This window comes from Streptomyces aidingensis (genome assembly GCF_900112355.1).
GTDB classification, from domain to species: domain Bacteria; phylum Actinomycetota; class Actinomycetes; order Streptomycetales; family Streptomycetaceae; genus Streptomyces; species Streptomyces aidingensis.
The window spans coordinates 691177-712118 of the sequence record NZ_FOLM01000001.1; the positions used below are offsets into that span (position 1 = coordinate 691177).

Consider the following 20942-nt stretch of genomic DNA (forward strand, 5'->3'; position numbering starts at 1 on the left):
GCCATCCACGGGAGCAGCACTCATGGCGCGCAGGACACCCCCAGCCAGCGGGACCCGGACGTCACCCGTACCGGTCCGGGTCCGGCGCACCTTCGGCGACGTGCTCAAGGCCATCGGCGCCTTCCTGGCGCTGGTCATGCTGGTCTTCGGGGTGCCGCTCTCCCTGGCGTACTACATCGGCTGGCCGCTGCCGCGCACCATGCCGACCTTGGACACCCTCGGCGAGGAGGTCAGCACGGGGGTCTTCGTCAAGGTCCTCGGCGTGCTGGTGTGGGTGGCCTGGGCGCAGTTCACCGCCTGCGTGCTGGTGGAGGTGCGGGCCGCGCTCTCCGGTGTGGGCCTGCCCCGGCGGGTGCCCGGCGGCGGCCTGGGCACCCAGGCGCTGGCCCGGACGCTGGTCGGCGCGGTACTGCTGCTCAGCTCCGCCGCGGCCGGCCTCACCCCCGGGCTCAGCGCGGTGGGCAACGCCTTCCACCAGCAGTCCTCCTCCGGACTGGTCGTGGCCGAGGCGGAACAGTCACCGGGCCGGGGCCAGGAGGCGCACGCCCCCGGGGTGGCCGAGGCCGAGCCGGCCATGGCGCTGCCCGACGCCACCGGCTCGGAGGCCGCGGAGGCGTCGGCGTCGGCGCCGGCCAAGTACTACCGCATCCAGCCGCCCGAGGGCCGCCACCACGACACCCTGTGGGGCATCGCCGAACGCCATCTCGGCGACGGCCTGCGCTACAAGGAGATCTACCAGCTCAACAAGGACCGGGAGCAGCCGGACGGTTCCCGGCTCTCCGAGGCCAGCCTGATCCGGCCGGGCTGGATTCTGGAGATGCCGGCCGACGCCACCGGCGGCGAACTCGTCGAGATGCCCCATGACGTGGAGGAGGTCACCCCCGAGGAGGCCCAGGAGTACCGGGAGTACCGGCAGACCGGCGACACCGAGTGGGCCGCGCCGGGCGCGGGCGGCGGCGGGGCGGAGAGCGGACCGGAGGCCGGGCCCGCCCCCGGCCCGGACGCGGTCGGGCAGGGCAACGCCGACCATGCCGACCTCACCGGGCCCGGCGGCACCGGCGCGGCACCGGACGGCGGCGGCGCCGGCGCCGCCGACACCGCGGACTTCACCACCGGCCTCACCAACGACGGCCCCGGCGCCTCCGCCGGGGCGGAGCAGGACGACGAATCCTCCGGTCTCGGCCTGCATCTGCTGATGGGCGCCCCGCTGCTGGCCGCCGGCCTGCTCGCCGCGCTCGGCCGCAGCCGCCGCAACGCGCTGTGGCAGGCCGCCGCGGGCGTGCTGGGCCGCAGCGTCGGCGACGAACTGGAGCCGCCCTCCGGCGACTGTGCCGACGCCCGCGACGCGCTGCTCGCCGGTGCCGACCCGGAGGCCGTCACCTTCCTGGACCGGGCACTGCGCGGCCTGTCCGCCGGGCTGGACGGCGAGGGCCGCACCCTGCCGCCCGTCTACGCGGCCTGGCTGAGCGGCTCCGAGCTGCATCTCCAGCTCGCCGTGGGGTACGGGCAGCCGCCCGCACCCTGGCAGATGGGCCAGAGCGACACCTACTGGACGCTGGAGCGGGAGCGTTTCGAGGCCGCGGCGGGCGAGCCCGCCGGACCGCCCGGCGCCGGCCCGGACGCCGGTGCCCCGGACGCCGAGGCCCCCTACCCCGGGCTGGTCAGCCTCGGCACCCGGGACGGCATGCGGCTGCTGCTGAACCTGGAGGCCGTGCCCGGCATGGTGTCGGTGCTCGGCGCCGCCCGCTCCCGCGAGGCCGTGCTGTCCTCCATCGCCGCCGAACTCGCCACCAGCGGCTGGGCCGACCGGATGACCGTCACCCTGGTCGGCTTCGGCCGGGAGCTGACCGTGCTGGCCCCGACCCGGGTCCGGTATCTGGAGGACATCGGCGGGCTGCTGGAGGTGATGGAGACCGAGACCGGCCTGCGCCGCGGAGCGCTCCAGCACGCCGGGCACGACTCGGTGCTCACCGGCCGCACCGGCCCGGCCCGGCGGCAGGGCTGGGCCCCGCATCTGGTGCTGATCGGCGCCGACCCGACCGAGGAGCAGGCCGAGGAGCTGGGTGCCCTGGCCACCGTCTCCGCGCCGCTCGGCGTCGGCTACCTGGTCTCCACCTCGCGCGCCGACCTGCCCGGCCTGTTCTGGGAGTTCGAGGTCACGGCGGACGGCATGCTCAAGGAGTCCGAGATGGGCCTGGAGATCCGGGCCCAGATGCTGCCGGCGAAGCTGCGGTCCGCGGTCGTCGGACTCTTCGCCGATCTCACCGCCCCCGAGGACGGCGGAACCGCCGCGGAGGCCGGCGCCGGTCCCGGCCGGACCGGCGGCCCCTCCTTCCTGGTCGATCTCACCGCGCGCGGCAAGCCCGAGGTCTACGCCGAACTCCTCGGCGGCTACACCCTCACCGGCCTCCCCGAGCCCGAGCCCGAGCGCGCCGGGCAGCTCCGGGAGGCCCTGGCGCTGCTCCTCATCCACCGCTCCGGCGTCCACCCGCGGGTGCTGGCCTCGGCGCTCTGGCCGCGCGGCGTCTCCGACGATGTGCGGCAGGCCTTCACCGCCCGCCTGCGGGACTGGCTCGGCAACGACGCCGACGGCGGCATGCCGCGCCTGCACACCGCGTCCGACGGCCGCCTCTCCCTCTCCGCCCGGGTCGTCTCCGACTGGGACGTGCTGCGCACCCTGCACCACCACGCCACCGCCGGGAACCCGCTGCCGCCGCCCGCCGAACGCAAGCGGATGCTGACCGACGCCCTCGGCCTGGCCCAGGGCACGCTGCTGGACGGCGAACGGACCGGCGGCCGGTTCGCCTGGCTGGAGCACGAGATCGTGGACGCCCAGTACCCGCTGCTGGTCGCCGAGATCGCCCTCGGCCTGTCCGAGGAGCATCTGGCGGCGGGCGAGGGCGAGCCGGCCTATATGGCCGTCCGCACCGCCCTGGCCGCCGCCCCCACCGATGAACGCCTCTGGAACGAACTGCTGCGCGCCTCCCATGCCACCGGCCGCCAGGAGTGGCTGGCGGGCGCGGCCGACTGGCTCGTCGCCCACCATGCCCAGCTCTACGGCGGGCAGCAGCCGCTGCCCGCCCGCACCGAGGCGCTGCTGGACGAGCTCCACCCGGCCTGGCGCAGCCGCCAGCCCGCCGGCTGACCGGCCGCCGGCGGGTCGGCGGCGCTCAGCCGCTCAGCCGCTCAGCCGGTCAGCTCGCGGTGGCCAGGAACTGGGTGGCCGCGAGCTCGGCGTACAGCGGATCGGCCGCCACCAGCTCGCCATGGCTGCCGACCGCCCGCACCTCGCCCGCGTCCATGACCACGATCCGGTCCGCCATGGTCACCGTGGACAGCCGGTGCGCCACCACCAGGACCGTGGTCCGGCGCGAGATGTCCGCGACGGTGTCGCGCAGCGCCGCCTCGTTCACGGCGTCGAGCTGACTGGTCGCCTCGTCCAGCAGCAGCAGCCTCGGCCGGCGCAGCAGCGCCCGGGCGATGGCCACCCGCTGCCGCTCCCCGCCCGACAGCTTCGTCCCCCGGTGCCCGACCACCGTCTCCAGCCCGTCCGGCAGCCGGGCGACCAGCCCTTCCAGCCGGGCCGTGCGCAGCACCTCGGCCAGCCGCTCCTCGCCCGCCTCCGGGGCGCCCATCACCAGATTCTCCCGCAGGGTCCCCGACAGCACCGGCGCGTCCTGCTCCACATAGCCGATGGCCGCCCTGAGCTGCGGCGTCTCCCACTCCCGCACATCCCGGCCGTCCAGCAGCACCCGCCCGTCCGTCGCGTCGTAGAACCGCTCGATCAGCGAGAAGACGGTCGTCTTGCCGGCACCGGACGGTCCCACGAAGGCCGTCATGCCGCGCGGCGGCACCGCGAAGCTCACCCCCCGGTGCACCTCCGGCTGTTCCGGCCCGTACCGGAAGCGGACGCCCTCGAACACCAGGCCGGCCGGTTCCGCCCCGGGCTCCGGCAGCGCCGCCGCCGGATGATCCGGCTCCGCCTCCAGCCGCAGCGCCTCCTGGATGCGGCCCACCGCCGCCGACCCCACCTGGTACTGCGTGATGGCCTGCACAAGCTGCTGGATCGGCGCCATCAGATAGAAGACGTACAGCAGGAACGCCACCAGCGTCGCCACATCGATGGCCCCGGTGGCCACCCGGGCACCGCCGGAGGCCAGCACGGTGATGAACGCCACCTGCATCGACAGCCCGGCGGTATTGCCCGCCAGCGCCGACCACTTGGCCGCCTTCACCGACTGCCGCCACGACTCGTGCGCCGACGCGTGCACCGCCCGCTCCTCGCGGTGCTCGGCGCCCGAGGCCTTCACGGTGCGCAGCGCGCCCAGAATCCGCTCCAGCGAGGCCCCCATCAGGCCCACCGACTCCTGGGCCGCGCGGCTGGCCCGGCGGATGCGCGGCACGATCAGCCCGATCACGGCCGCCGCCAGCCCGACCACGGCCACCGTGACACCCAGCAGCGGCAGATCGACCACCGCCATCAGCACCAGCGTGGCCACCAGCGTCAGCGCGCTGGTGGCCAGGCCGACCAGGGAATCCGTGGTGACCGCCTTGAGCAGCGTGGTGTCCGACGACACCCGGGCCATCAGATCCCCCGGCTCGGAGCGGTCCACCGCCGAGATCCGCAGCCGCAGCAGATGCGACACCAGCCCCTTGCGGGCGGTCAGCACCACCGACTCGGCGGTCCGCTGCAGCACATAGGCGCCGAGCGCGCCGATGCCCGCGTTGGCCACCACCAGCAGGGTCATCAGCAGCAGCGCCCCGCCGATGGCCTCATCCGCCGAGAGGTTGTTGATCAGCTCCCGGGCCACCAGCGGCAGCGCCAGTCCGGTCGCGCCCGTGACCAGCGACAGCAACGCCCCGAGCAGCAGCGTCATCCGGTACGGCCGGACATACTCCAGCAGCACCCGCCATGCCGGTATTCCGGGCTCTGCGGCTCCGGCTCTCTCCGCCGCTTCCCGCTTCCCCGACTCCCGCTCGCTCACCTCTGTGGCCACGGCACGCTCCTTCGTCTCCGACCGAGTGAGACGCGAATCCACTCCGCACGGGTTGAGTGGCTGCTTACCGCAACCCCGCGACGAAACACCTCCATATCTCGCCGCGCACGGACATCACCGGACCGTTCACATCCTTGGAATCCCGCACATACACGCTCCTGGCCCCGGCGGCCACCTCCACGCACTCCCCGCCTTCTTCGCTGCTGTAGCTGCTCTTTGCCCAGAGCAGTCGCACCGCGTGCCGGCCGGTTTCCTGACCCCTCATAGCTCTCCCAGCAAGTTCTCGATGTAGGTCAGCGATGCGCCGGGCGTCAGGGCCTGGGCCCGGAGAAGCCCGTACTTCGCTTCCAGCCCTCGGACCAGCGGACGCTCAGTGTGCACATGACTCACGTTCTGCACTTCCGCGTAAGCAATCCTGCGGCCTTCCTTGGTCTCCATCAAGGTGAAGGGGCCTGCCAGACCGGCGTTCTCCCGGCTGCGCAGCGGCATGACCTGGACCTCGACGGTTCTCCGCTGCGCGACGAGCAGGATCTGTTCGAGTTGTCCCCGCAAAATCGGCTCCCCGCCGATCGGCCTCCGCAAGCAGGACTCGTCGATCACGAAGCTGACCATCGGCGGTGGCCGCCGCCCGAAGACCGCCTGCCGGGCCAGACGCGCCGCCACCCGCTGGTCGATGGCCTCCTCGTCCAGCGGCGGCCTCATCATCGTGAACACCGCGCGCGCGTACTCCTCCGTCTGCAACAGGCCCGGCACGGCCTGGCAGGAGTACACGTGCAGCTCCACCGCGTCCGACTCCAGCCGGGCCGCGTGGCGGAAGAACGTGGGGTAGCGGGCCCGCTCCACCTCGCCCTTCATCGCCTTCAGGACGCCTGACGCGTCCAGGACCTCGTCGGCCTTGTCGATCAGCTCCGGTTTCGGGATGCGTCTGCCGAGTTCCACCGAGGTGATCTGGTCCTCGCCGTAGCCGACCTGCCTGCCGAACTCCGCCCGGCTCAGCCCGGCCCGCTCGCGCAGCAGCTTCATCTGCTGGCCGAAGGACCGGAGGAAGCCCGCGCTGTCGCTCTGTTCCGCCACGTCTGTCCACCCCCTGGACGATGGGTGCCCTGTCGCGACCCTAGCGCCGGACTTGACCGAAACCCACCGAACTACCCCTATCGGGTGACCACTTGTCGGGCCGGGGGGGTATCCGGCAGCCGGTACCTCTTTGTGCAGCTTGTACAGCTTGTACAGCTTCCCGCAACGCCTGCACAGCGTCCCGGCGTACGGCCGTTTCCGCTGGTCAGACGGGGTACCCTTGCGGCATGTTCGGCGGCCATGGAAGCAACCCCCACGCCGATGGCTCCCCGGCTGCCGAGCGACGCGGCGACGCCCGTCGCCGCATTCGAGATGCGCTTCACCTCCACGCCGCGCGGCGCGCGCCTCGCCCGCCGGCTCGTCTCGCACCGCCTGGACTGCTGGGGCCACCCGTACGACTCCCAGGTGAACGAGACCCTGACCCTGATCACCTCCGAACTCGCCGCCAACGCGGTCCGGCACGGCGTTGTCCCGGGCCGCGATTTCCACGTCCGGCTGGCGGCCTTCCCGGACCGGCTGCGCGTCGAGGTCACCGACACCCGCACCGAGCGTTTCCCGGTCCCGGCGTTCTCGTCGCCGCCCGCAGCCCGGTCCCAGTCCCGGTCGCAGTCGCCGTCGCAGTCCGAGCCCGAGGGCGGGCGCGGCCTGCTCCTCGTCGCCCACCTCGCCACCCGCTGGGGCGCCGCGCCACGCCCGGTCACTCCCGGAAAGACCGTCTGGGCCGAACTCCGCCTGCCCTCGTGCCCGCCGGGCGGAGCGGTGCGGTCAGGTGGTGATCCGGTCGGGGAGCTCCAGCTTGCCGGGGACGGCCTGGTCGCGCCTGGCGCCGGTGCGGTAGTGGGTGGCGTACATCGTCAGGCCCACGAAGGTGAGTCCGCCGACCAGGTTGCCGACGATGGTCGGGATCTCGTTCCAGACCAGGTAGTCGCCGAGTGAGAAGTCGCCGCCCAGCAGCAGGCCGGAGGGGAAGAGGAACATGTTGACGATGGAGTGCTCGAAGCCCATGTAGAAGAAGACCAGGATCGGCATCCACATGGCGATGACCTTGCCGGAGACCGAGGTGGAGATCATCGCGGCGGCGACGCCGGTGGAGACCATCCAGTTGCACAGCACACCCCGGACGAAGAGGGTCAGCATGCCGGCCGCGCCGTGGTCGGCATAGCCGACGGTCCGGCTCTCTCCGATGGTGCCGATGGCCCGGCCCACCTCGTTGGGGTCGGTGTCGAAGCCGAAGGTGAAGATGACGGCCATCATCAGCGCCACGGTGAAGGCCCCGGCGAAGTTGCCCAGGAAGACCAGGCCCCAGTTGCGCAGCAGCGACCGCATGGTGACGCCGGGCCGCCGGTCGATCCAGGCCAGCGGAACCAGGGTGAACACCCCGGTCAGCAGGTCGAAGCCGAGCAGGTAGAGCATGCAGAAGCCGACCGGGAAGAGCAGAGCGCCGACCAGCGGCTGGCCGGTCTGCACGGTGACGGTGACCGCGAAGGCCGCCGCCAGCGCGAGTATCGCACCGGCCATATAGGCGCGGATCACGGTGTCGCGGGTGGACATGTGTGCCTTGGACTCACCGGCGTCGATCATCTTGGTGACGAGCTCGGTGGGGTTCACATAGGACATGACGTCGCTCTTTCGCTGGGGGACGGAGGGCGGCGCTGAGGAGACCGTCGGGGGAGCGGGGCCGGGCGGTCCGGGACCGGGGGGCGTACAACGAGCCTGTGCAGCGGAGATTTCCGCCGGATGACGGCGCCGCGAGGGACCGGTCACGTGCTTCTCACCCGGGAACGCGCCGCGGTGAGGTTTGCCGCCGCCCGGGTTTCGCCCTCTTCACAGCCGCCCCCCGCGGCAGGTGAGCAGGTGTGCTCCGCCCGCTTCGCCGAGGCGGGAGGGAGGGCCGGGCGGTGGTGTCCTTCGGCGGCGCGTCCCTGGACGGCACGTGGTGAGCCGGAACGTCGCCCGGGCGTCGCCCGGACGTCGCCTGTTCCTCAACCCGGGGCTGTATCCTTCCCTGTCGCTCCCTTTTCATCTTGCGGGATGGGGAAGGAAAGGGAAGGATATGGCCCTGAGGTGCGTATCCGGAGGGAGCCGGGATGGAGACGGGCGGGCGGTTGTACACCGTCGACCAGGTGGCCGGGATGCTCGGGCTGCATGCCAAGACGGTGCGCGGCTACGTCCGGGACGGCAGGCTGAAGGCGGCCCGGCTGGGGAAGCGGTACCGGATCACGGCGGAGGACCTGGAGGAGTTCGCCGGGCAGCCGGTGGCCCCGGGCGCGGACGCCGCCGCGCCGGCCGCCGCGCCCGCCGGCCCCGGTGCCGCGGGCGGTGCCGGCGGGCGGCCACCGCATGCCGAGGCGACCACGATTGTGCAGGTCGATGCGGCCGACCGGGACGCCGCACACCGGATCACCACCGTGCTCGGCGCCGCCATGACCGCGCCCGAGCGCGGCCGGAGGGAGAGCCCATTGCGCGTTGAGACCGTTTACGACGAGGAGCGCGCCGTGCTGAAGGTGATCCTGCTCGGCGGGCTGGAGCGCGTCGCGGGCGTGCTGAGGATTCTGGGCGCGGTAGTGGAGGACACACAACATGGGTGAGAGCACCAGCGCCATTGTCGAGCGGATGGGCGGGATCGGTGTGCTGCTGTGCCCGGCCGAGGGACCCGTGCTGCGCGGGGACCGCAGCGCGCTGGAGGTCATCGGCAATGTGCTCGGCGCCGGGGCGGCATGGGCCGCGGTGCCGGCGGAGCGGCTGGACCCGGACTTCTTCCGGCTCCGGACGGGCGTGGCCGGGGAGTTCGTGCAGAAGTTCGCCCAGTACGGCGTCGGTCTGGCCGTGGTGGGGGACGTGGCGGCGCATGTCGAATCCAGCTCCGCGCTGCGCGACCTGGTCCGGGAGGCCAATCGCGGCAACGGCTTCTGGATCGTGACGGATCTGGACGAACTACGCGGCCGGATGAGCCGCCGGAACCCTCCGGCCGACGCCGCGGAGAACGCGAGGTGACCGCTAACCCTACTTTCGCGTATGGCACTTGGGCGCCCCGATCGGTGGGTAGAGCATGGCCATGCTGTCCCTTCCGTACCGTGCGGGCGAACTTCGCGCCCTGTTCGGACGTCTCGGCTATCTGCGGCTGCCGCGACTGCTGACCGACGAAGGGCTGGCGGCGCTGCGCGCGGACTTCCACCGGCTGGAGAAACTGACGGTGCGCTCCGAGCACCGCCGCTGCCTGCTGGACGGGCGGCTGATCGCCCGGGAGTCCCCGCTGATCGACCGCCTCTACGCCGACCCGGACCTGCTGTCCTGCCTGTGCGAGCTGTCCGGCCTGGACGCCGCCGCACTGCCGGAGCCGGACCAGCGGCACGCCCTGGACGTCCTGCACGAGCGCGACGACGCGCACACCCCGCACACCGATGGCCATCCGCTGGTGCTCGTCCTCTTCCTGGAGGCCCCGGCCGCGCCGCAGGACGGCGGGCTGCTGGAGTATGTGCCGCCGCCGCCCGCCGGCGGCGGAGACGCCGGGTGGCCGGCGGCGGCCGGGCAGGTGCTCCGGGCGCATCACGCGCCGGGCGACGCCTATCTGCTGCGCGGCGACACCACCCTGCACCGGGTGACGCCGCTGCGCCGCTCCGGCGTGCGGCGGGCGGTGCTCAGCTTCGCCTACGCCGCCCGGGAGCGGCAGTTGATCGGTGGCCCGTCCGGCGCGGCCGGCGGCAGCGCGGGCCGCCCGCCCGGTCTTCCGTCGCGCTCCTGATCCGGGCCGCGCCGCCTACCGGCCGGGGTCGGTACCGGTGCCGCGCGGGCAACGGTGGTTCCTGCCGCAGCCGCCGTCGGCGCAGCGCTCCGGCTCGGCGCTGGCCAGCTCGCGCAGTACCGCGCGGGCGCCCTCCAGCTCCCTGATCCGCTCCTCGATCTGGCGCAGCCGGCTCCGCAGCCGGCCGTGCGCGTGCTCGCACAGCGGCCGGTCCTCCTCGCCCAGGCGCAGCATGTCCCTTATCTCCGCCAGGCTGAAGCCCGCCCCCTGCGCCCCGCGGATGAACACCAGCCGGTCGGCCGCCTCCGGGGGATAGTCCCGGTAACCCGACGGTGTGCGCGGAGGCTCGGGGAGCAGCCCCGCCCGTTCGTAGAAGCGCACCGTCTTCGGGCTCACCCCGGCGGCGTGCGCCAGTGACCCTATACGCATGTGCCCACCCCCGGCAGCGACCTCCACCTCCGGACTTCCACAAGTCCCCCTCCCCACCCACACCCCCCGCCAACCCCCCGCCGCCATATCGGCGAGGCGCGCGGCGGCAGATGCCGCGGGCGTCAGGGGGTGGGGGTCGGGGTGGTGGGGTCGGTGCGGTGGTGGCGGCGGGCGGTGGCGGTGACGGCGGCGGTCGCCGCGAGCAGCACCGCCAGGGCGGCGCCCACCCGCCAGGGGCCGAGGTCGTTGACCAGCCGGGTGAGGTCGCCCTGGACACCGGTGGCCCAGCGGATCACCGGATCGTCCCCGGCCAGTTCGCCGTTCAGCAGCCGGATCTCGTACCAGCCGTAGTAGGCGATGTAGCCGCCGGCGACCAGCAGCAGGGCGCCGGACACCCGGGTGACGTAGGGCAGCGCCCGGCGCAGCCAGGTGGCCACCGCCTGGCGGGAGAGCGCCGCGCCCAGCGTGAGCACCCCGACCACGGCCCCCATGCCCCCGGCGTAGGCGAGGAAGACGGTGATCACCCCCGGGACGTTGCTGCCGCGGAACGCGGTGGCGGTGATGGCCAGGAACGGGCCGACCGTGCAGGAGAGCGAGGCGATGGCGTAGGAGACCCCGAACACCGCCATGCCGCGGGCCGATTCGGTGGGGTTGCGCCCGGCCGGGCCCGCCTTGGGCAGCGCCATTCCGAGTTCCCGGCCGGTCAGCAGCCAGCCGCCGGTGGCCAGCAGCAGCGCGCCGATCACCACCGTCACCCAGGGCAGCCAGCGCTCGACCGACAACGCCAGCGGCGAGACGACCAGGCCGAACGCGCCGAAGACCAGCGTGAAGCCGGCCGTCATGGCGCCGGTGGCCACGGCGGCGCGGCGCAGCGCGCCCGCCCGGCCGGCCGCCCCGTCGCCCTGCTGCCCGGCGCCGCCGACGAACAGACCGAGGTAGGCCGGCAGCAGGGCGAAGCCGCACGGGTTGACCGCGGCCAGCATCCCGGCCGTGAACGCCAGGGCGAACGGAACACCGTCCATGCCCGTCCTCCGTCGTGTGGTTGCCGTGGTGGTCCGGTGCGGGCGGTGCTACTGGGAGGTCAGCTCGGCGAGGCGGCTGTCCAGTTCCTGCTCGTCCAGGGACCCGGGCACCACCTCCACGCTGCCGCTCTTGGAGATGAAGGCGAAGGCGGGCTGGGACGCCACCCCGAAGTCGGTCCACAGCGAGCCGTCCACGTCCCGGGCGTGGTCGAAGCCGTCCAGGCCGAAGGTGTTGACGAAGGTCTCGTCCTGGGATTCGCCGCCGTGCCCGGAGACGCCCACGAAGGTCACCTGCTCGCCCCACTCCTCGTGTGCGGCCTTGATGCCGGGCGCCTCGCCCTGGCAGATCACGCACCAGGGCGCCCAGAACCACAGCACCGCGGGGGAGCCGGCCAGGGTCGCGGCGTCGAACTCCCCGCCGCCCACGGCCGGTGCGGTCCAGCGGAGTTCCGCCGGCACGGCGGCGGTGTCCCCCGTGTCGCCGGAGTCGCCGGTGCTGTCGGTGCTGTCGGCGTCCGAGGGGCTTTCGGTGTCGTCGGGCGCGGCGCCCGGGGCGGACTCCTGCTGCCCGGCGGGCGTGGAGCCGGCGTCCGGCTCCTGATCGCCGGAGCCGCTGTCGCCGCATGCGGTCAGCAGCAGGGCCGCTGCGGCGGCCCCGGCCGCCAGCAGGCCGGTCCGGCGGCGCAGATCGGTCATCGTCGTCCCTTCGTCCCCGGCCCGCACGTCGGCCGGCCGGTTCGGCCCATGGCGTGATGTCACCTCATTAACCCCCGGACACCTCCGTCCGCCATGCCGACCGGGCCGGACGTCAGAGTTCCGTCAGACATCCGTGCCCCGGCCGTGATCTCCCGGCGGCACCCGGAGGTTGGGGAGCGGCTCCCGAGGGTACGCGGACAGCCCGTATCCGAGGAGGACTACGCGAATGAGCAGCACTCCGCGACACCGGCGCGGGCCGCGCCCGGGGAGCGGCGGCCACCGGTGAACGGGTTCGCCCCGGCCGCGCCGCTGCTGCTGGGCGGGGTACTGGCGGCGGTCGCCGCGCTGTACCTGGCGGCCCGGCTGCTGCGGGTAACGGGCGAGCATCTGGTCACGCAGCCGTTCGGCTCCGGGCTGGAGCCGAACGAGCACGCGATGAGCCGTTTCCACCCGCGCTGGTACCCGGTGACCCTGCTCTTTCTCGCCTTCGACATGGAGATGGTCTTCATGTACCCGTGGACCCAGGTGGTGTCCGCGATGGGCCCGGGCGCGGTGATCGAGATGTTCGTCTTCCTCGGGGTGCTGCTGGCCGGGGTGGTCTATGCCTGGCGGGAAGGCGCGCTGCGGTGGACCTGAGGGCGGGGGCGGTGGACCTGAGGGCCCTGCCGCTGCGTGCCGCGGCGGCCCGGCCACGGGTGCTGCTGCTGCCGATGCCGGGCGGCACCGCGGCCCGGCTGGCCGTCGAGCGGGAGCTGCGCCGCCGGGATCTCCCGGCGGCGCTCACCCCGGCCGAGGCGGATGTGGTGCTGGTGGCCGGGCCCGGCAGCCCGGCGCTTGCGGCGGCGGTGGACCGGCTGTGGCGGGACACGCCGCTGCCCAGGGTCCGGGCCCATGCCCGGACGGCCGAGGAGGCCGCCGGGGTCCTGGAGGCGGCCCGCGCCCGCCTGGCCGCCCCGCCCGCCCTGCGGCAGGAGGGCCGGGACGGAGCCGGGCCGCCGCGGGACGAAGGCGGCGACGATCACGACGGAGGCCACGACGGCGGCGGGGACGGACACGGCGGGCACGGGGGGCACGGCGAGATGGAGATGCCCGGCGGACTGCCGATGGCCGAGGTGGGGCCGGACCGGGACGGCCTGGCCCTGGACCGGCTGCACATTCCCCTCGGGCCGCTGCTCACCGACTGGCCCGCCGGACTCGTCCTTCGCCTGACCCTCCAGGGCGATGTGATCCAGCACGCCGAGGCCGATACCTCGGCGCTCCGCGCGAGCACCCTCCCCGGCCCGCCGTTCTGGTCCGCGCCCTGGCGGCGCGCCGCCGCCGGCGCCCCGGTGACCGCCGGCGAGGCCGCCCGCCGCCGGGCCGCCGCCCGGCTGGACGGCCTGGGCCGGCTGCTCGCCGTGGCCGGCTGGCCGGCCATGGGCACGGCGGCCCGGCGGCTGCGCGACGATCTGCTGGCCGGGGCACCGGCCGCCGTCTGCGCGCCCCGGGCCCGGCGGCTGGCCGCCCGGGTCGGCCGGTCCCGGACGCTGTACTGGCTGACCCGGGGCATCGGCACCGGCATCGGCACCGGCACCACCGGGGAGCTTCCCGCCCGCTACCGGGCCCTGCTGGCGGCCACGGCCGAGGACACCGCCCGGCTGGAGGACCCCGCCCCCCTCGACCCGGACCGCGAGCCCGGCCCGCGCGCACCCGAGTCCGAGCCGTCCGAGGACGTCGTGGCGGCGCTGCCCGGGCTGCTGGAGGGCGCCGAACTGGCCACCGCCCGGCTGATCGTGGCGGCGCTCGACCCGGACCCGGACGAACTGGCCGGTGCCCCGAGCGGGCCGGAGCGGCCGGAGTGGCCCGAGCGGCCGGGCGGCGAGGTGCGCCATGACTGAGGGAACCGCCCCGGCCTGGGCCGTCGTCGCCACCCCCGTCCTGCTGACGCTGCTGGCCATGGCCGCCCGCTCCGGCGACGCCCTGCTCGCCGCCCGGGAGGCCGGCCGCCCCGTCACCGCCGGGGCGGCCCTGCGCCCGCTGCTCGACATCCCCCGGCTGCTGGCCGCACAGCCCCGCCGGACGCCCGTCCTCGACCGGCTGCTGTGGCGGACCGGCGTGCTCGTCGTTCCGGTCTCGGCCGTGCTGTCGGTGCTGGTGCTCCCGCTGGGCCACGGGGCTGCGCCGGCCGGCCTTTCCGTGGGAGTGGTGTGGTTCAACGCCATGGAGGTGATGACCTGGGCCGGGCTGTGGCTGGCCGGCTGGGCACCCAACGCGGCCTTCGCCCTGGTCGGCGGTTACCGCTTCCTCGCCCAGGCGCTGGCCTACGAGCTGCCGCTGATGTTCGCGCTGATCGCACCGGCCACCGCCGCCGGATCGCTGCGGGTCGGCGACATCGTGGCCGCCCAGCACGGCCTGTGGTTCGTGGTGTGGATGCCGGTGGCCTTCGCCGCCTATCTGCTGGCCGTGCCGGCCTTCGCCTTCTTCGGCCCGCTCCGGTATCCGGCCGCCCCGGACATCGCCGGCGGCGTGCTGGGCGAGGTGTCCGGGCCCGACCGGCTGATGCTGACGGCCGGCCGCTGGCTGTGGCTGGCCGCCGGGGCGGCGATGGCGGTGCCGCTGTTCCTGGGCGGGGGCGCCGGGCCGCTGCTGCCGGGCTGGGCCTGGTCGCTGGTCAAGACGCTCGCCGTGCTGGCGGCACTGGTGTGGGCCGGCCGGTCGCTGCCGGTGATCCGTGCCGACCGGTACCTGGAACTCGCCTGGGTGGTGCTGCTGCCGCTCACCATCGCCCAGGCACTGGTCCCCGCCGTGGTGGCGATGGCCGGCTGACGCCGCCCGCCCGGACCACCCCGCCCGGACCCGGAGGGGGACCCCATGGCGGACCGCAAGGCGGACCGGAAGGAGAGACAAGCAGATGGAGACGCTGGTGTTCGGCTGCCTGGCCGTGACGGCCCTGACCATGGGATGGCTGGTGTTCGTCCTCGGCTCCATGGCCCGGGTCACCTTCGCGCTGCTGGCCGCGCTGGTCTGCGTCGGCGGCGTGACCATGCTGCTCGGCCTGCCCTACCTCGGGGTGGTGCTGGTGCTGATGACCGTCATGGAGATGGTGATCATGGCCGTCTTCATGATCGCGTACATGATGAATCCGGCCGGGCTGATGCCCATGTCCATGGTGCACAACCGCTACGGCGCGATGGCCATCGCCGCCGGTGTCTTTCTGGCCCTGGCGGCCGGCATTCTGCTGGTGCCCTGGCCGGCCCGCCCGGCCGGCGAGCCGCCCGCCGACACCACCTTCCAGCTCGGCGAGGCCCTGATGGGCACCCAGATGCTCACCATGACGGTGCTGGGCCTGGTGCTGCTCTCGACGATGGTGGCCGCGATCGTGCTGGCCACCGCCCGCGGCCGGTACGACCGCTACGGCGACCGTCTGGAACGCCGGGTGCCGCGCGACCCGGCGGCCGGCGGGACCGGGGGTGCGGGCCGATGACGCTGGAACTCGTGCTGCTGCCGGCGGCCGGACTGTTCTCGCTCGGGCTCTACGGGGCGCTCTCCCAGCAGTCCATCGTCATGATCATGATGGGCATCGAGCTGATGATCGGCGGGCTGATCACCGCCGCCGCGGGCTTCTGGCACTTCCTCGCCCCCACCGCCCCCGCCGGGCAGGTGCTGGTGGTGGCGGCCGTGGTGGCCATGGCGGTGGAGATGGCCATGGGCTTCGCCGTCACCACCGCCGTCTACCGGGCGGACCGGGTCGACATGGCCGACATGGCCGGAGAGCTCCGGGGATGACCGGGAGCCGGTGACGGTGACGGTGCCTGTGACGGTTCTGCTGTGGCTGCTGCCCGCCCTGCCGCTGACGGCCGGGGCGCTGCTGGCGTCCGCCGGGCGGCGGGCGGCCCGCATCGCGCCCGGCGCGGCGGTGGCGGTGTCGGTGGCGGCGCTGGGCCTGGCCGTGGCGGTGGCCGCGGCGGGCGCGGCGGGCCGGCCCGAGACGGCGGACGCGCCGCTGTTCGCCGGGGTGCGCGCCGGACTGCGGGTGGACGGGCTGTCCGCCGTGATGGTGGTCGTGGTCACCGCGGTCACCCTCGCGGTGCTGGTCTGGTCCCTGGCCCGGCCGCCGGGCCGCACCGCGGCGGACCATGCCCGCTTCCCCGGCCTGATGCTGCTCTTCGCGGGCGCCATGCTGGTGACCGTCACGGCGGACACCCTGCCGCCGCTGCTCATGGCCTGGGAGGTGATGGGCGCCACGAGCTGGGCGCTGATCGGCTTCGACTGGCGGGAGCCGGAGAAGACGGACGCGGCCGGCACCGCCTTCCTCACCACCCGGGCCGCGGACCTCGGCCTCTACGCGGCGGCGGGCGCGGCGCTGGCCGGCGGGGCGGACACCCTGGCGCTGGACGCGCTGCCGGAGGCCGACGGCGGATGGCTGGATCTGCTGACGGCCGGGGTGGTGCTGGCCGCGCTCGGCAAGTCGGCGCAGCTCCCGTTCTCCTTCTGGCTCTCCCGGGCCATGCGGGGACCCAGCCCCGTCTCCGCGCTGCTGCACTCGGCCGCCATGGTCGCGGCCGGGGCCTATCTGCTGCTGCGGCTGCGGCCCGTGCTGGACGCCTCCGGCTGGGGCGCGCCGCTGGTCGCCTGGGCGGGGGCGGTCACGGCGCTGGCGCTGGGCGCGGTGGCGGTGGCGCAGACCGAGCTCAAGCAGGTGCTGGCCGCCTCCACCTGTGCGCAGCTCGGGTTCGCGGTGCTGGCCGCGGGGGCGGGGAGCACGGCGGGCGGTGCCGCGCAGCTCGCCGCGCACGCGGCGGTGAAGGCGGCGCTGTTCCTGGCCGCCGGGGCATGGCTGGCGGCGCTCGGCACCGAACGGCTGGCCGGGCTGCGCGGCGCGGCCCGCGCCCGGCCCGCGCTGGGCGCCGCGGCGGTGGCCGCGGCGCTGACCCTGGCGGGGCTGCCGCCGCTGTCGCTGTGGGCGGCCAAGGACCAGGTGCTGGCCGCGGCCCGGCACGAGAGCGCCGCGCTCTACGCGGCCGGCCTGGCCGCTGCGGCTCTCGCCGCCGGCTACGCCACCACCGTCCTCCGCCACGTCCTCGCCCCGGCACCCGCGGCGGGTCCGGAAACGCCGGGCGGGCGGGGCGGGGCCGCGGGACGCCCCGGCGCGGGCACCGGGACGGAGCGGGAGCGGCCGGTGCCCGGGGCGGGTTCCGGCGGTTCTGCCCGTCACCGTGAGGTGGCCGGGACGCCGGCCGAGGGGGAGCGGCCGGTGCCCGGGGCGGGTTCCGGCGGTGCGGGCCCGGCGGGGCGTGCGCCGGCGCAGGGCGTCGGCGGCGGCGGAGCGGCAGCCGGCGGGCCTGGGCCGGGGACGGCGGCGCGGGTGGTGTGGCCGGTGGGGGTGCTGGCGCTGGCTGGGGTGGTGCTCGGCGTGGTGGCGCTGCCGTCGGCGGCGCGGTGGCTGCGGGAGAACGTGGGCGCCGTCGGGGAGCCCGTGCCGGTGCCCTGGGAGGCGGTGCTGTCCGCGGCCGTGGCCGTGGCCGCCGCCGCGTTCGCCTGGTGGCGGCCGGGGCCGCCGCGGCTGCCGCGCGCGGTGACGCGGCCCGTCCGGCGGTGGATCTGGCCGGCGAGCGCCGTGCACCCGGCCGTGGTGCGGCCGGTGCTGTCCGCGGCCCGTGCGCTGGCCGCCTTCGACGACCGGGTGGTGGACGGCGCGGTGCGCGGCCTGGCCCGGGCCGGACCGGGCCTCGCCCGGGCCCTGGCGGCCTTCGACGACCGCGCGGTGGACGGCGCGGTGCGCGCCGCCGCCCGCGGCGGGCGGGCCGCCGGCCGGCTGGCCGCCCGTGCCGACGACGGCGGCCCGGACGCGGCGGTCCGGGCCCTGGCCGCCGGGGCCCGCGCCCTGGGCCGCGCCGCGCGCCGCCCCCAGACCGGACTGCTGCACCACTACTACGCCCAGGCCGTGACCGGTTTCGCGGTGCTGGCCCTGTTCCTGCTCCTGCTTCTCCTGGTGAGGTGAGTGCGGCCGTGCTGACCGTTCTCGTCTTTCTGCCGCTGCTGGTGGCCGGGGTGCTGCTGCTCGCGCCGCGCGCCGTGCCGGACCGGGCCTGCGTCCCGGTCTGGCTGGCCGCCGCCCTGGCCGAACTGGTCCTGGTGGTGATCATCTGGGCCGGCTTCGATCCGGGCGGCGGCATCCAGTACGCCCAGCGGGCCCGCTGGATTCCCGGCGCCGGAGTCGGCTACCACGTCGGCGTGGACGGGCTGTCGCTGCCGCTGGCCGCCCTGACCTGCGTGCTGTTCCTGGCGGCGGCCGTGCACTCGCTGCGCCGCGGCACGGCCGCCACCGCCACCGCCACCGGCGGCGGGCCGCCGCGGGCGCGGGCCTGGGCGGCGCTGTTCCTCTTCCTCCAGACCGTCAGCCTCGGCCTGTTCACCGCCCTGGATCTGATCCTGTTCTTCGTCTTCTTCGATCTGTCGATCGTCGGCATGTATTTCGTGATCGCCGGCTGGGGCCATGGCGAGCGGGCCCGGGCCGCGGCGCTGAAGTTCTTCCTCTACACCTTCACCGGCTCGCTCGCCCTGCTGCTGGGTTTCATCGGCCTCTATCTGGCCGCCGAGCCGCACACCTTCGACCTGACCGACCTGGCCCGTGAGGACCCGCTGGCGGGCCGCGGCGCGCATGCCGCGCTGGTGCTGCTGGCCATCGGCCTGGGCCTGGCCATCAAGACCCCGACCGTGCCGTTCCACACCTGGCTGCCGCCCGCGCACACCGACGCCCCGGCGGCGGGCTCGGCGATCCTGGCCGGGATCCTGCTGAAGATGGGCACCTACGGCTTCGTCCGGATCGCCATGCCGCTGCTGCCCGGCGTCTGGCGCCAGTACGCGCTGGTGTTCGTGGTCCTCGGCGCCCTCTCCGCGGTCTACGGGGCCCTGGTCGCGCTGGGGCAGACCGATGTCAAACGCATGATCGCCTACACCAGCGTCAATCACATGGGCTATGTGCTGCTCGCGCTGGGCGCCGCCGGGATCCTCACCGGCACCGACGACCGGGCCCGCGCGCTGGCGGTCACCGGCGCCACCGTGCAGATGGTCAGCCACGGCCTGATCACCGGGGCGCTGTTCCTGCTCAGCGGCGTGCTGTGGGACCGGGCCGGCGGCTATCGCATCGCGGACTTCTCCGGTCTGGCCGGCCCGGCGCCGCGCTTCGCCGCGGTGACGGCGGTGGGCGCCCTCGCCGCCATCGGCCTGCCCGGCTTCTCCGGCTTCATCGCCGAGTTCCAGATCTTCACCGGCAGCCTGGGCTCCCAGCCGGTGGCCACCGCCGTGGCGCTGACCGGCATCCTGATCACCGCCGCGCTGTTTCTGCGCGCCCTGCACCGGATGCTGCTCGGGCCCACCCGGCTGCCCGGCTCCGTCCGCACCGGCGGCTTCACCGACCTGACGCCCGCCGAGACCGCCGCCACCGTGCCGCTGCTCGGGCTGTCGCTGGTCATCGGGATCGTGCCGCGCTTTCTGCTGGATGTGATCGAACCGGCCGCCCGCGCCCTGACCGGGCTGGTCGCGCGGTGAACGAGAACCCGGCCGCGCTGCTGCCCGAACTGTTCCCGGCCGGTGCCGCGGTGGCGGGCCTGCTGGCCGGGGCCTGGCTGCCGCGCCGGCGCCAGTGGGCGGTGGCGGTCCTGGCCGCCGCGGCCTGCGCCGCCGGGCTGGCCGCCACCGCGGTGACCATGGCCACCGGCCGGGAGCAGACCGTCTTCGCCGGCACCTTCGCGGTGGACGCCGCCACCGGCGCCGGGCGGCTGACCGTGCTGGGCGGGCTGCTGCTGGTGCTGGCGATGTCGGCGGAGACCTTCCGCGGCCGGGCCCGGGAGGCCGAGTACTACGTCCTGCTGCTGCTCACCGCGACCGGCACCCTCGTGATGACCGGCGCCAACGACCTGCTGACGCTCTTTTCCGGCTATCTGCTGGCGAGCGTCCCGGGCTATGCGCTGGCCGGCTTCGCCCGGGACCGCGCGGGCGGCGAGGCGGCGCTGAAGTACTACCTGATGGGCGCGCTGCTGGGCACGGTGATGCTGGCGGGCGCCGTGCTGCTGTACGGGGCCGGCGGCACCACCTGGTATCCGGGGCTGCGCGAGGCGCTGCCCGGCGCCCCGCCGGGGCTGGTCGCGGCCGGGCTGGTGGGCGTGCTGGCGGGGCTGATGTTCAAGTCCGCCGGGGTGCCGGCGCACTTCTGGCTGCCGGACGCGGCCGAGGGCGCCCGGCCGCCGGTCGCCGCCTATCTGACCACCCTGCCCAAGATCGGCGGGCTGATCGGCGGTTTCCGGCTGCTGCACCAGGCGCTCGGCGGCTCCGGCGTGGACTGGCCGCTGCTGCTCGCGGTGCTTGCCGCGGCCACCATGACGCTGGGCAATCTGGCGGCGTTCTTCCAGGACTCGGCGGCCCGGCTGCTGGCCTGGTCGGCGATCGGCCAGGCCGGCTATCTGCTGATGGCGCTCGCCGTGGCGGATCTCGGCGAACCGGCCCGCCGGGCGCTGCTGTTCTATCTGGCGGCCTACACGGTCACCAACCTCGGGGCGTTCGCGGTGGTCTGCGAGCTGCCCCGGGCCCGGACCCTGGCCGACTACCGGGGGCTGGCCCGCCGCCGGCCGGGCCTGGCGGCGGTGCTGCTGGTGTGTCTGCTGGGTCTGGTCGGCACCCCGCCGACCGCGGTCTTCCTGGGCAAGCTGGAGGTGTTCACCGCCGCCCTGGACGGCGGCTTCGGCTGGCTGGCGGTGCTCGCCGCGGCCAACACCGTGGCCTCGCTCTTCTACTACCTGCGCTGGCTGGCCCCGGTGTTCCGGTCGCCGCCGCCCCCGCCGCCCGCGCCCGGCGGCGGGCGGCCCGAGCCGCTCGCCACCGCGCTGGGCCGCTGGGCCGCCGCCGCGGCGTATCTGGCGGCTGCGCTGTCGCTGCTGCTCGGCATCGCCGCCGGCCCGGTCCTGCCGCTCACCACCGGCCCGCTGCTCGGCTGACCGCGCCGGT

Annotated in this window: 19 protein-coding genes and 1 pseudogene; 13 read left to right on the top strand and 7 right to left on the bottom strand. The window is 75.0% G+C overall.

Annotated features, from left to right (window positions below; translation table 11 throughout):
* Positions 1-22: 22 nt before the first annotated feature.
* Complete coding sequence (locus BM242_RS03085; RefSeq protein ID WP_093837002.1) at positions 23-3145, top strand: AfsR/SARP family transcriptional regulator; 3123 nt, start codon at positions 23-25, stop codon at positions 3143-3145.
* Between the two features lie 49 nt (positions 3146-3194).
* Here BM242_RS03085 and BM242_RS03090 read toward each other — a convergent pair whose 3' ends face one another.
* The 3 genes from BM242_RS03090 to BM242_RS03100 all read right to left on the bottom strand — a co-directional run bounded on the left by BM242_RS03090 (position 3195) and on the right by BM242_RS03100 (position 6020).
* Positions 3195-4985, bottom strand: a complete 1791-nt coding sequence (locus BM242_RS03090; protein WP_425443805.1) for an ABC transporter ATP-binding protein — start codon at positions 4983-4985, stop codon at positions 3195-3197.
* Positions 4986-5061: 76 nt separating this feature from the next.
* Positions 5062-5262: a DUF397 domain-containing protein gene (locus BM242_RS03095; protein WP_093837003.1), complete on the bottom strand. Its 201-nt coding sequence runs from the start codon at positions 5260-5262 to the stop codon at positions 5062-5064.
* Positions 5259-6020, bottom strand: a complete 762-nt coding sequence (locus BM242_RS03100; RefSeq protein WP_093837321.1) for a helix-turn-helix domain-containing protein — start codon at positions 6018-6020, stop codon at positions 5259-5261. The genes BM242_RS03095 and BM242_RS03100 overlap by 4 nt, the downstream gene beginning before the upstream one ends.
* A 363-nt stretch (positions 6021-6383) precedes the next feature.
* Here BM242_RS03100 and BM242_RS31090 point away from each other — a divergent pair, with 363 nt between their 5' ends.
* Positions 6384-7007 carry an ATP-binding protein gene (locus tag BM242_RS31090; protein ID WP_425443806.1) on the top strand — a complete coding sequence of 208 codons (624 nt, stop codon included), beginning with the start codon at positions 6384-6386 and terminating at the stop codon, positions 7005-7007.
* On the opposite strand, the pseudogene BM242_RS03110 reads toward BM242_RS31090, so the two are convergent.
* Positions 6930-7688, bottom strand: a pseudogene (locus BM242_RS03110) (formate/nitrite transporter family protein); the annotation flags it as partial. The gene BM242_RS31090 and the pseudogene BM242_RS03110 overlap by 78 nt on opposite strands.
* Before the next feature lie 470 nt (positions 7689-8158).
* On the opposite strand from BM242_RS03110, the gene BM242_RS03115 reads away from it, so the two are divergent.
* The 3 genes from BM242_RS03115 (at position 8159) to BM242_RS03125 (ending at position 9813) form a co-directional block, all read left to right on the top strand.
* Complete coding sequence (locus BM242_RS03115) at positions 8159-8659, top strand: helix-turn-helix domain-containing protein (protein ID WP_093837005.1); 501 nt, start codon at positions 8159-8161, stop codon at positions 8657-8659.
* Positions 8652-9065 (top strand): DUF4180 domain-containing protein, encoded by a 414-nt coding sequence (locus BM242_RS03120; protein WP_093837006.1) that lies wholly within the window; start codon positions 8652-8654, stop codon positions 9063-9065. The genes BM242_RS03115 and BM242_RS03120 overlap by 8 nt, the downstream gene beginning before the upstream one ends.
* A gap of 61 nt (positions 9066-9126) precedes the next feature.
* On the top strand, positions 9127-9813 hold the full coding sequence (locus BM242_RS03125) for a HalD/BesD family halogenase (protein WP_175541228.1): 687 nt from the start codon (positions 9127-9129) through the stop codon (positions 9811-9813).
* A gap of 15 nt (positions 9814-9828) precedes the next feature.
* Here the strand turns inward: BM242_RS03125 and BM242_RS03130 are convergent, their stop codons facing one another.
* From BM242_RS03130 to BM242_RS03140, 3 genes are all read right to left on the bottom strand, one after another.
* Positions 9829-10242: a heavy metal-responsive transcriptional regulator gene (locus BM242_RS03130; protein ID WP_093837007.1), complete on the bottom strand. Its 414-nt coding sequence runs from the start codon at positions 10240-10242 to the stop codon at positions 9829-9831.
* A gap of 122 nt (positions 10243-10364) precedes the next feature.
* Positions 10365-11264, bottom strand: coding sequence for a cytochrome c biogenesis CcdA family protein (locus BM242_RS03135; RefSeq protein WP_093837008.1), 900 nt, complete (start codon positions 11262-11264; stop codon positions 10365-10367).
* A gap of 48 nt (positions 11265-11312) precedes the next feature.
* Positions 11313-11960 carry a TlpA family protein disulfide reductase gene (locus tag BM242_RS03140; RefSeq protein ID WP_093837009.1) on the bottom strand — a complete coding sequence of 216 codons (648 nt, stop codon included), beginning with the start codon at positions 11958-11960 and terminating at the stop codon, positions 11313-11315.
* 282 nt (positions 11961-12242) lie between these two features.
* Between BM242_RS03140 and BM242_RS03145 the strand changes: the two genes are divergently transcribed.
* From BM242_RS03145 to BM242_RS03180, 8 genes are all read left to right on the top strand, one after another.
* On the top strand, positions 12243-12596 hold the full coding sequence (locus BM242_RS03145; RefSeq protein WP_245833769.1) for an NADH-quinone oxidoreductase subunit A: 354 nt from the start codon (positions 12243-12245) through the stop codon (positions 12594-12596).
* Positions 12587-13837, top strand: coding sequence for a hypothetical protein (locus tag BM242_RS03150; RefSeq protein ID WP_245833770.1), 1251 nt, complete (start codon positions 12587-12589; stop codon positions 13835-13837). Before BM242_RS03145 ends, BM242_RS03150 begins: the two co-directional genes overlap by 10 nt.
* Positions 13830-14765 (top strand): NADH-quinone oxidoreductase subunit H, encoded by a 936-nt coding sequence (locus BM242_RS03155; protein ID WP_093837011.1) that lies wholly within the window; start codon positions 13830-13832, stop codon positions 14763-14765. The genes BM242_RS03150 and BM242_RS03155 overlap by 8 nt, the downstream gene beginning before the upstream one ends.
* 85 nt (positions 14766-14850) lie before the next feature.
* The gene (locus tag BM242_RS03160; protein WP_093837012.1) at positions 14851-15423 is read left to right on the top strand and encodes an NADH-quinone oxidoreductase subunit J family protein; all 573 of its coding nucleotides are present in this window, start codon (positions 14851-14853) and stop codon (positions 15421-15423) included.
* On the top strand, positions 15420-15725 hold the full coding sequence (locus tag BM242_RS03165; RefSeq protein ID WP_093837013.1) for an NADH-quinone oxidoreductase subunit NuoK: 306 nt from the start codon (positions 15420-15422) through the stop codon (positions 15723-15725). The genes BM242_RS03160 and BM242_RS03165 overlap by 4 nt, the downstream gene beginning before the upstream one ends.
* 28 nt (positions 15726-15753) lie before the next feature.
* The gene (locus BM242_RS03170; protein WP_093837322.1) at positions 15754-17940 is read left to right on the top strand and encodes a proton-conducting transporter transmembrane domain-containing protein; all 2187 of its coding nucleotides are present in this window, start codon (positions 15754-15756) and stop codon (positions 17938-17940) included.
* 8 nt (positions 17941-17948) lie between these two features.
* A complete protein-coding gene (locus BM242_RS03175) occupies positions 17949-19490 on the top strand; it encodes a complex I subunit 4 family protein (RefSeq protein ID WP_093837014.1) in 1542 nt (513 codons plus the stop codon).
* Positions 19487-20932 carry an NADH-quinone oxidoreductase subunit N gene (locus tag BM242_RS03180; protein ID WP_093837015.1) on the top strand — a complete coding sequence of 482 codons (1446 nt, stop codon included), beginning with the start codon at positions 19487-19489 and terminating at the stop codon, positions 20930-20932. The genes BM242_RS03175 and BM242_RS03180 overlap by 4 nt, the downstream gene beginning before the upstream one ends.
* Positions 20933-20942 lie beyond the last annotated feature (10 nt).

Bases quoted from the DNA above. Each gene is read 5' to 3' on its own strand.
- BM242_RS03155 (WP_093837011.1), top strand. From the start codon at position 13,830: ATGACTGAGGGAACCGCCCCGGCCTGGGCCGTCGTCGCCACCCCCGTC.
- BM242_RS03165 (WP_093837013.1), top strand. From the start codon at position 15,420: ATGACGCTGGAACTCGTGCTGCTGCCGGCGGCCGGACTGTTCTCGCTC.
- BM242_RS31090 (WP_425443806.1), top strand. From the start codon at position 6,384: ATGCGCTTCACCTCCACGCCGCGCGGCGCGCGCCTCGCCCGCCGGCTC.
- BM242_RS03140 (WP_093837009.1), bottom strand. From the start codon at position 11,960: ATGACCGATCTGCGCCGCCGGACCGGCCTGCTGGCGGCCGGGGCCGCC.
- BM242_RS03130 (WP_093837007.1), bottom strand. From the start codon at position 10,242: ATGCGTATAGGGTCACTGGCGCACGCCGCCGGGGTGAGCCCGAAGACG.
- BM242_RS03120 (WP_093837006.1), top strand. From the start codon at position 8,652: ATGGGTGAGAGCACCAGCGCCATTGTCGAGCGGATGGGCGGGATCGGT.
- BM242_RS03095 (WP_093837003.1), bottom strand. From the start codon at position 5,262: ATGAGGGGTCAGGAAACCGGCCGGCACGCGGTGCGACTGCTCTGGGCA.
- BM242_RS03115 (WP_093837005.1), top strand. From the start codon at position 8,159: ATGGAGACGGGCGGGCGGTTGTACACCGTCGACCAGGTGGCCGGGATG.
- BM242_RS03085 (WP_093837002.1), top strand. From the start codon at position 23: ATGGCGCGCAGGACACCCCCAGCCAGCGGGACCCGGACGTCACCCGTA.
- BM242_RS03100 (WP_093837321.1), bottom strand. From the start codon at position 6,020: ATGAAGCTGCTGCGCGAGCGGGCCGGGCTGAGCCGGGCGGAGTTCGGC.
- BM242_RS03135 (WP_093837008.1), bottom strand. From the start codon at position 11,264: ATGGACGGTGTTCCGTTCGCCCTGGCGTTCACGGCCGGGATGCTGGCC.
- BM242_RS03160 (WP_093837012.1), top strand. From the start codon at position 14,851: ATGGAGACGCTGGTGTTCGGCTGCCTGGCCGTGACGGCCCTGACCATG.
- BM242_RS03125 (WP_175541228.1), top strand. From the start codon at position 9,127: ATGCTGTCCCTTCCGTACCGTGCGGGCGAACTTCGCGCCCTGTTCGGA.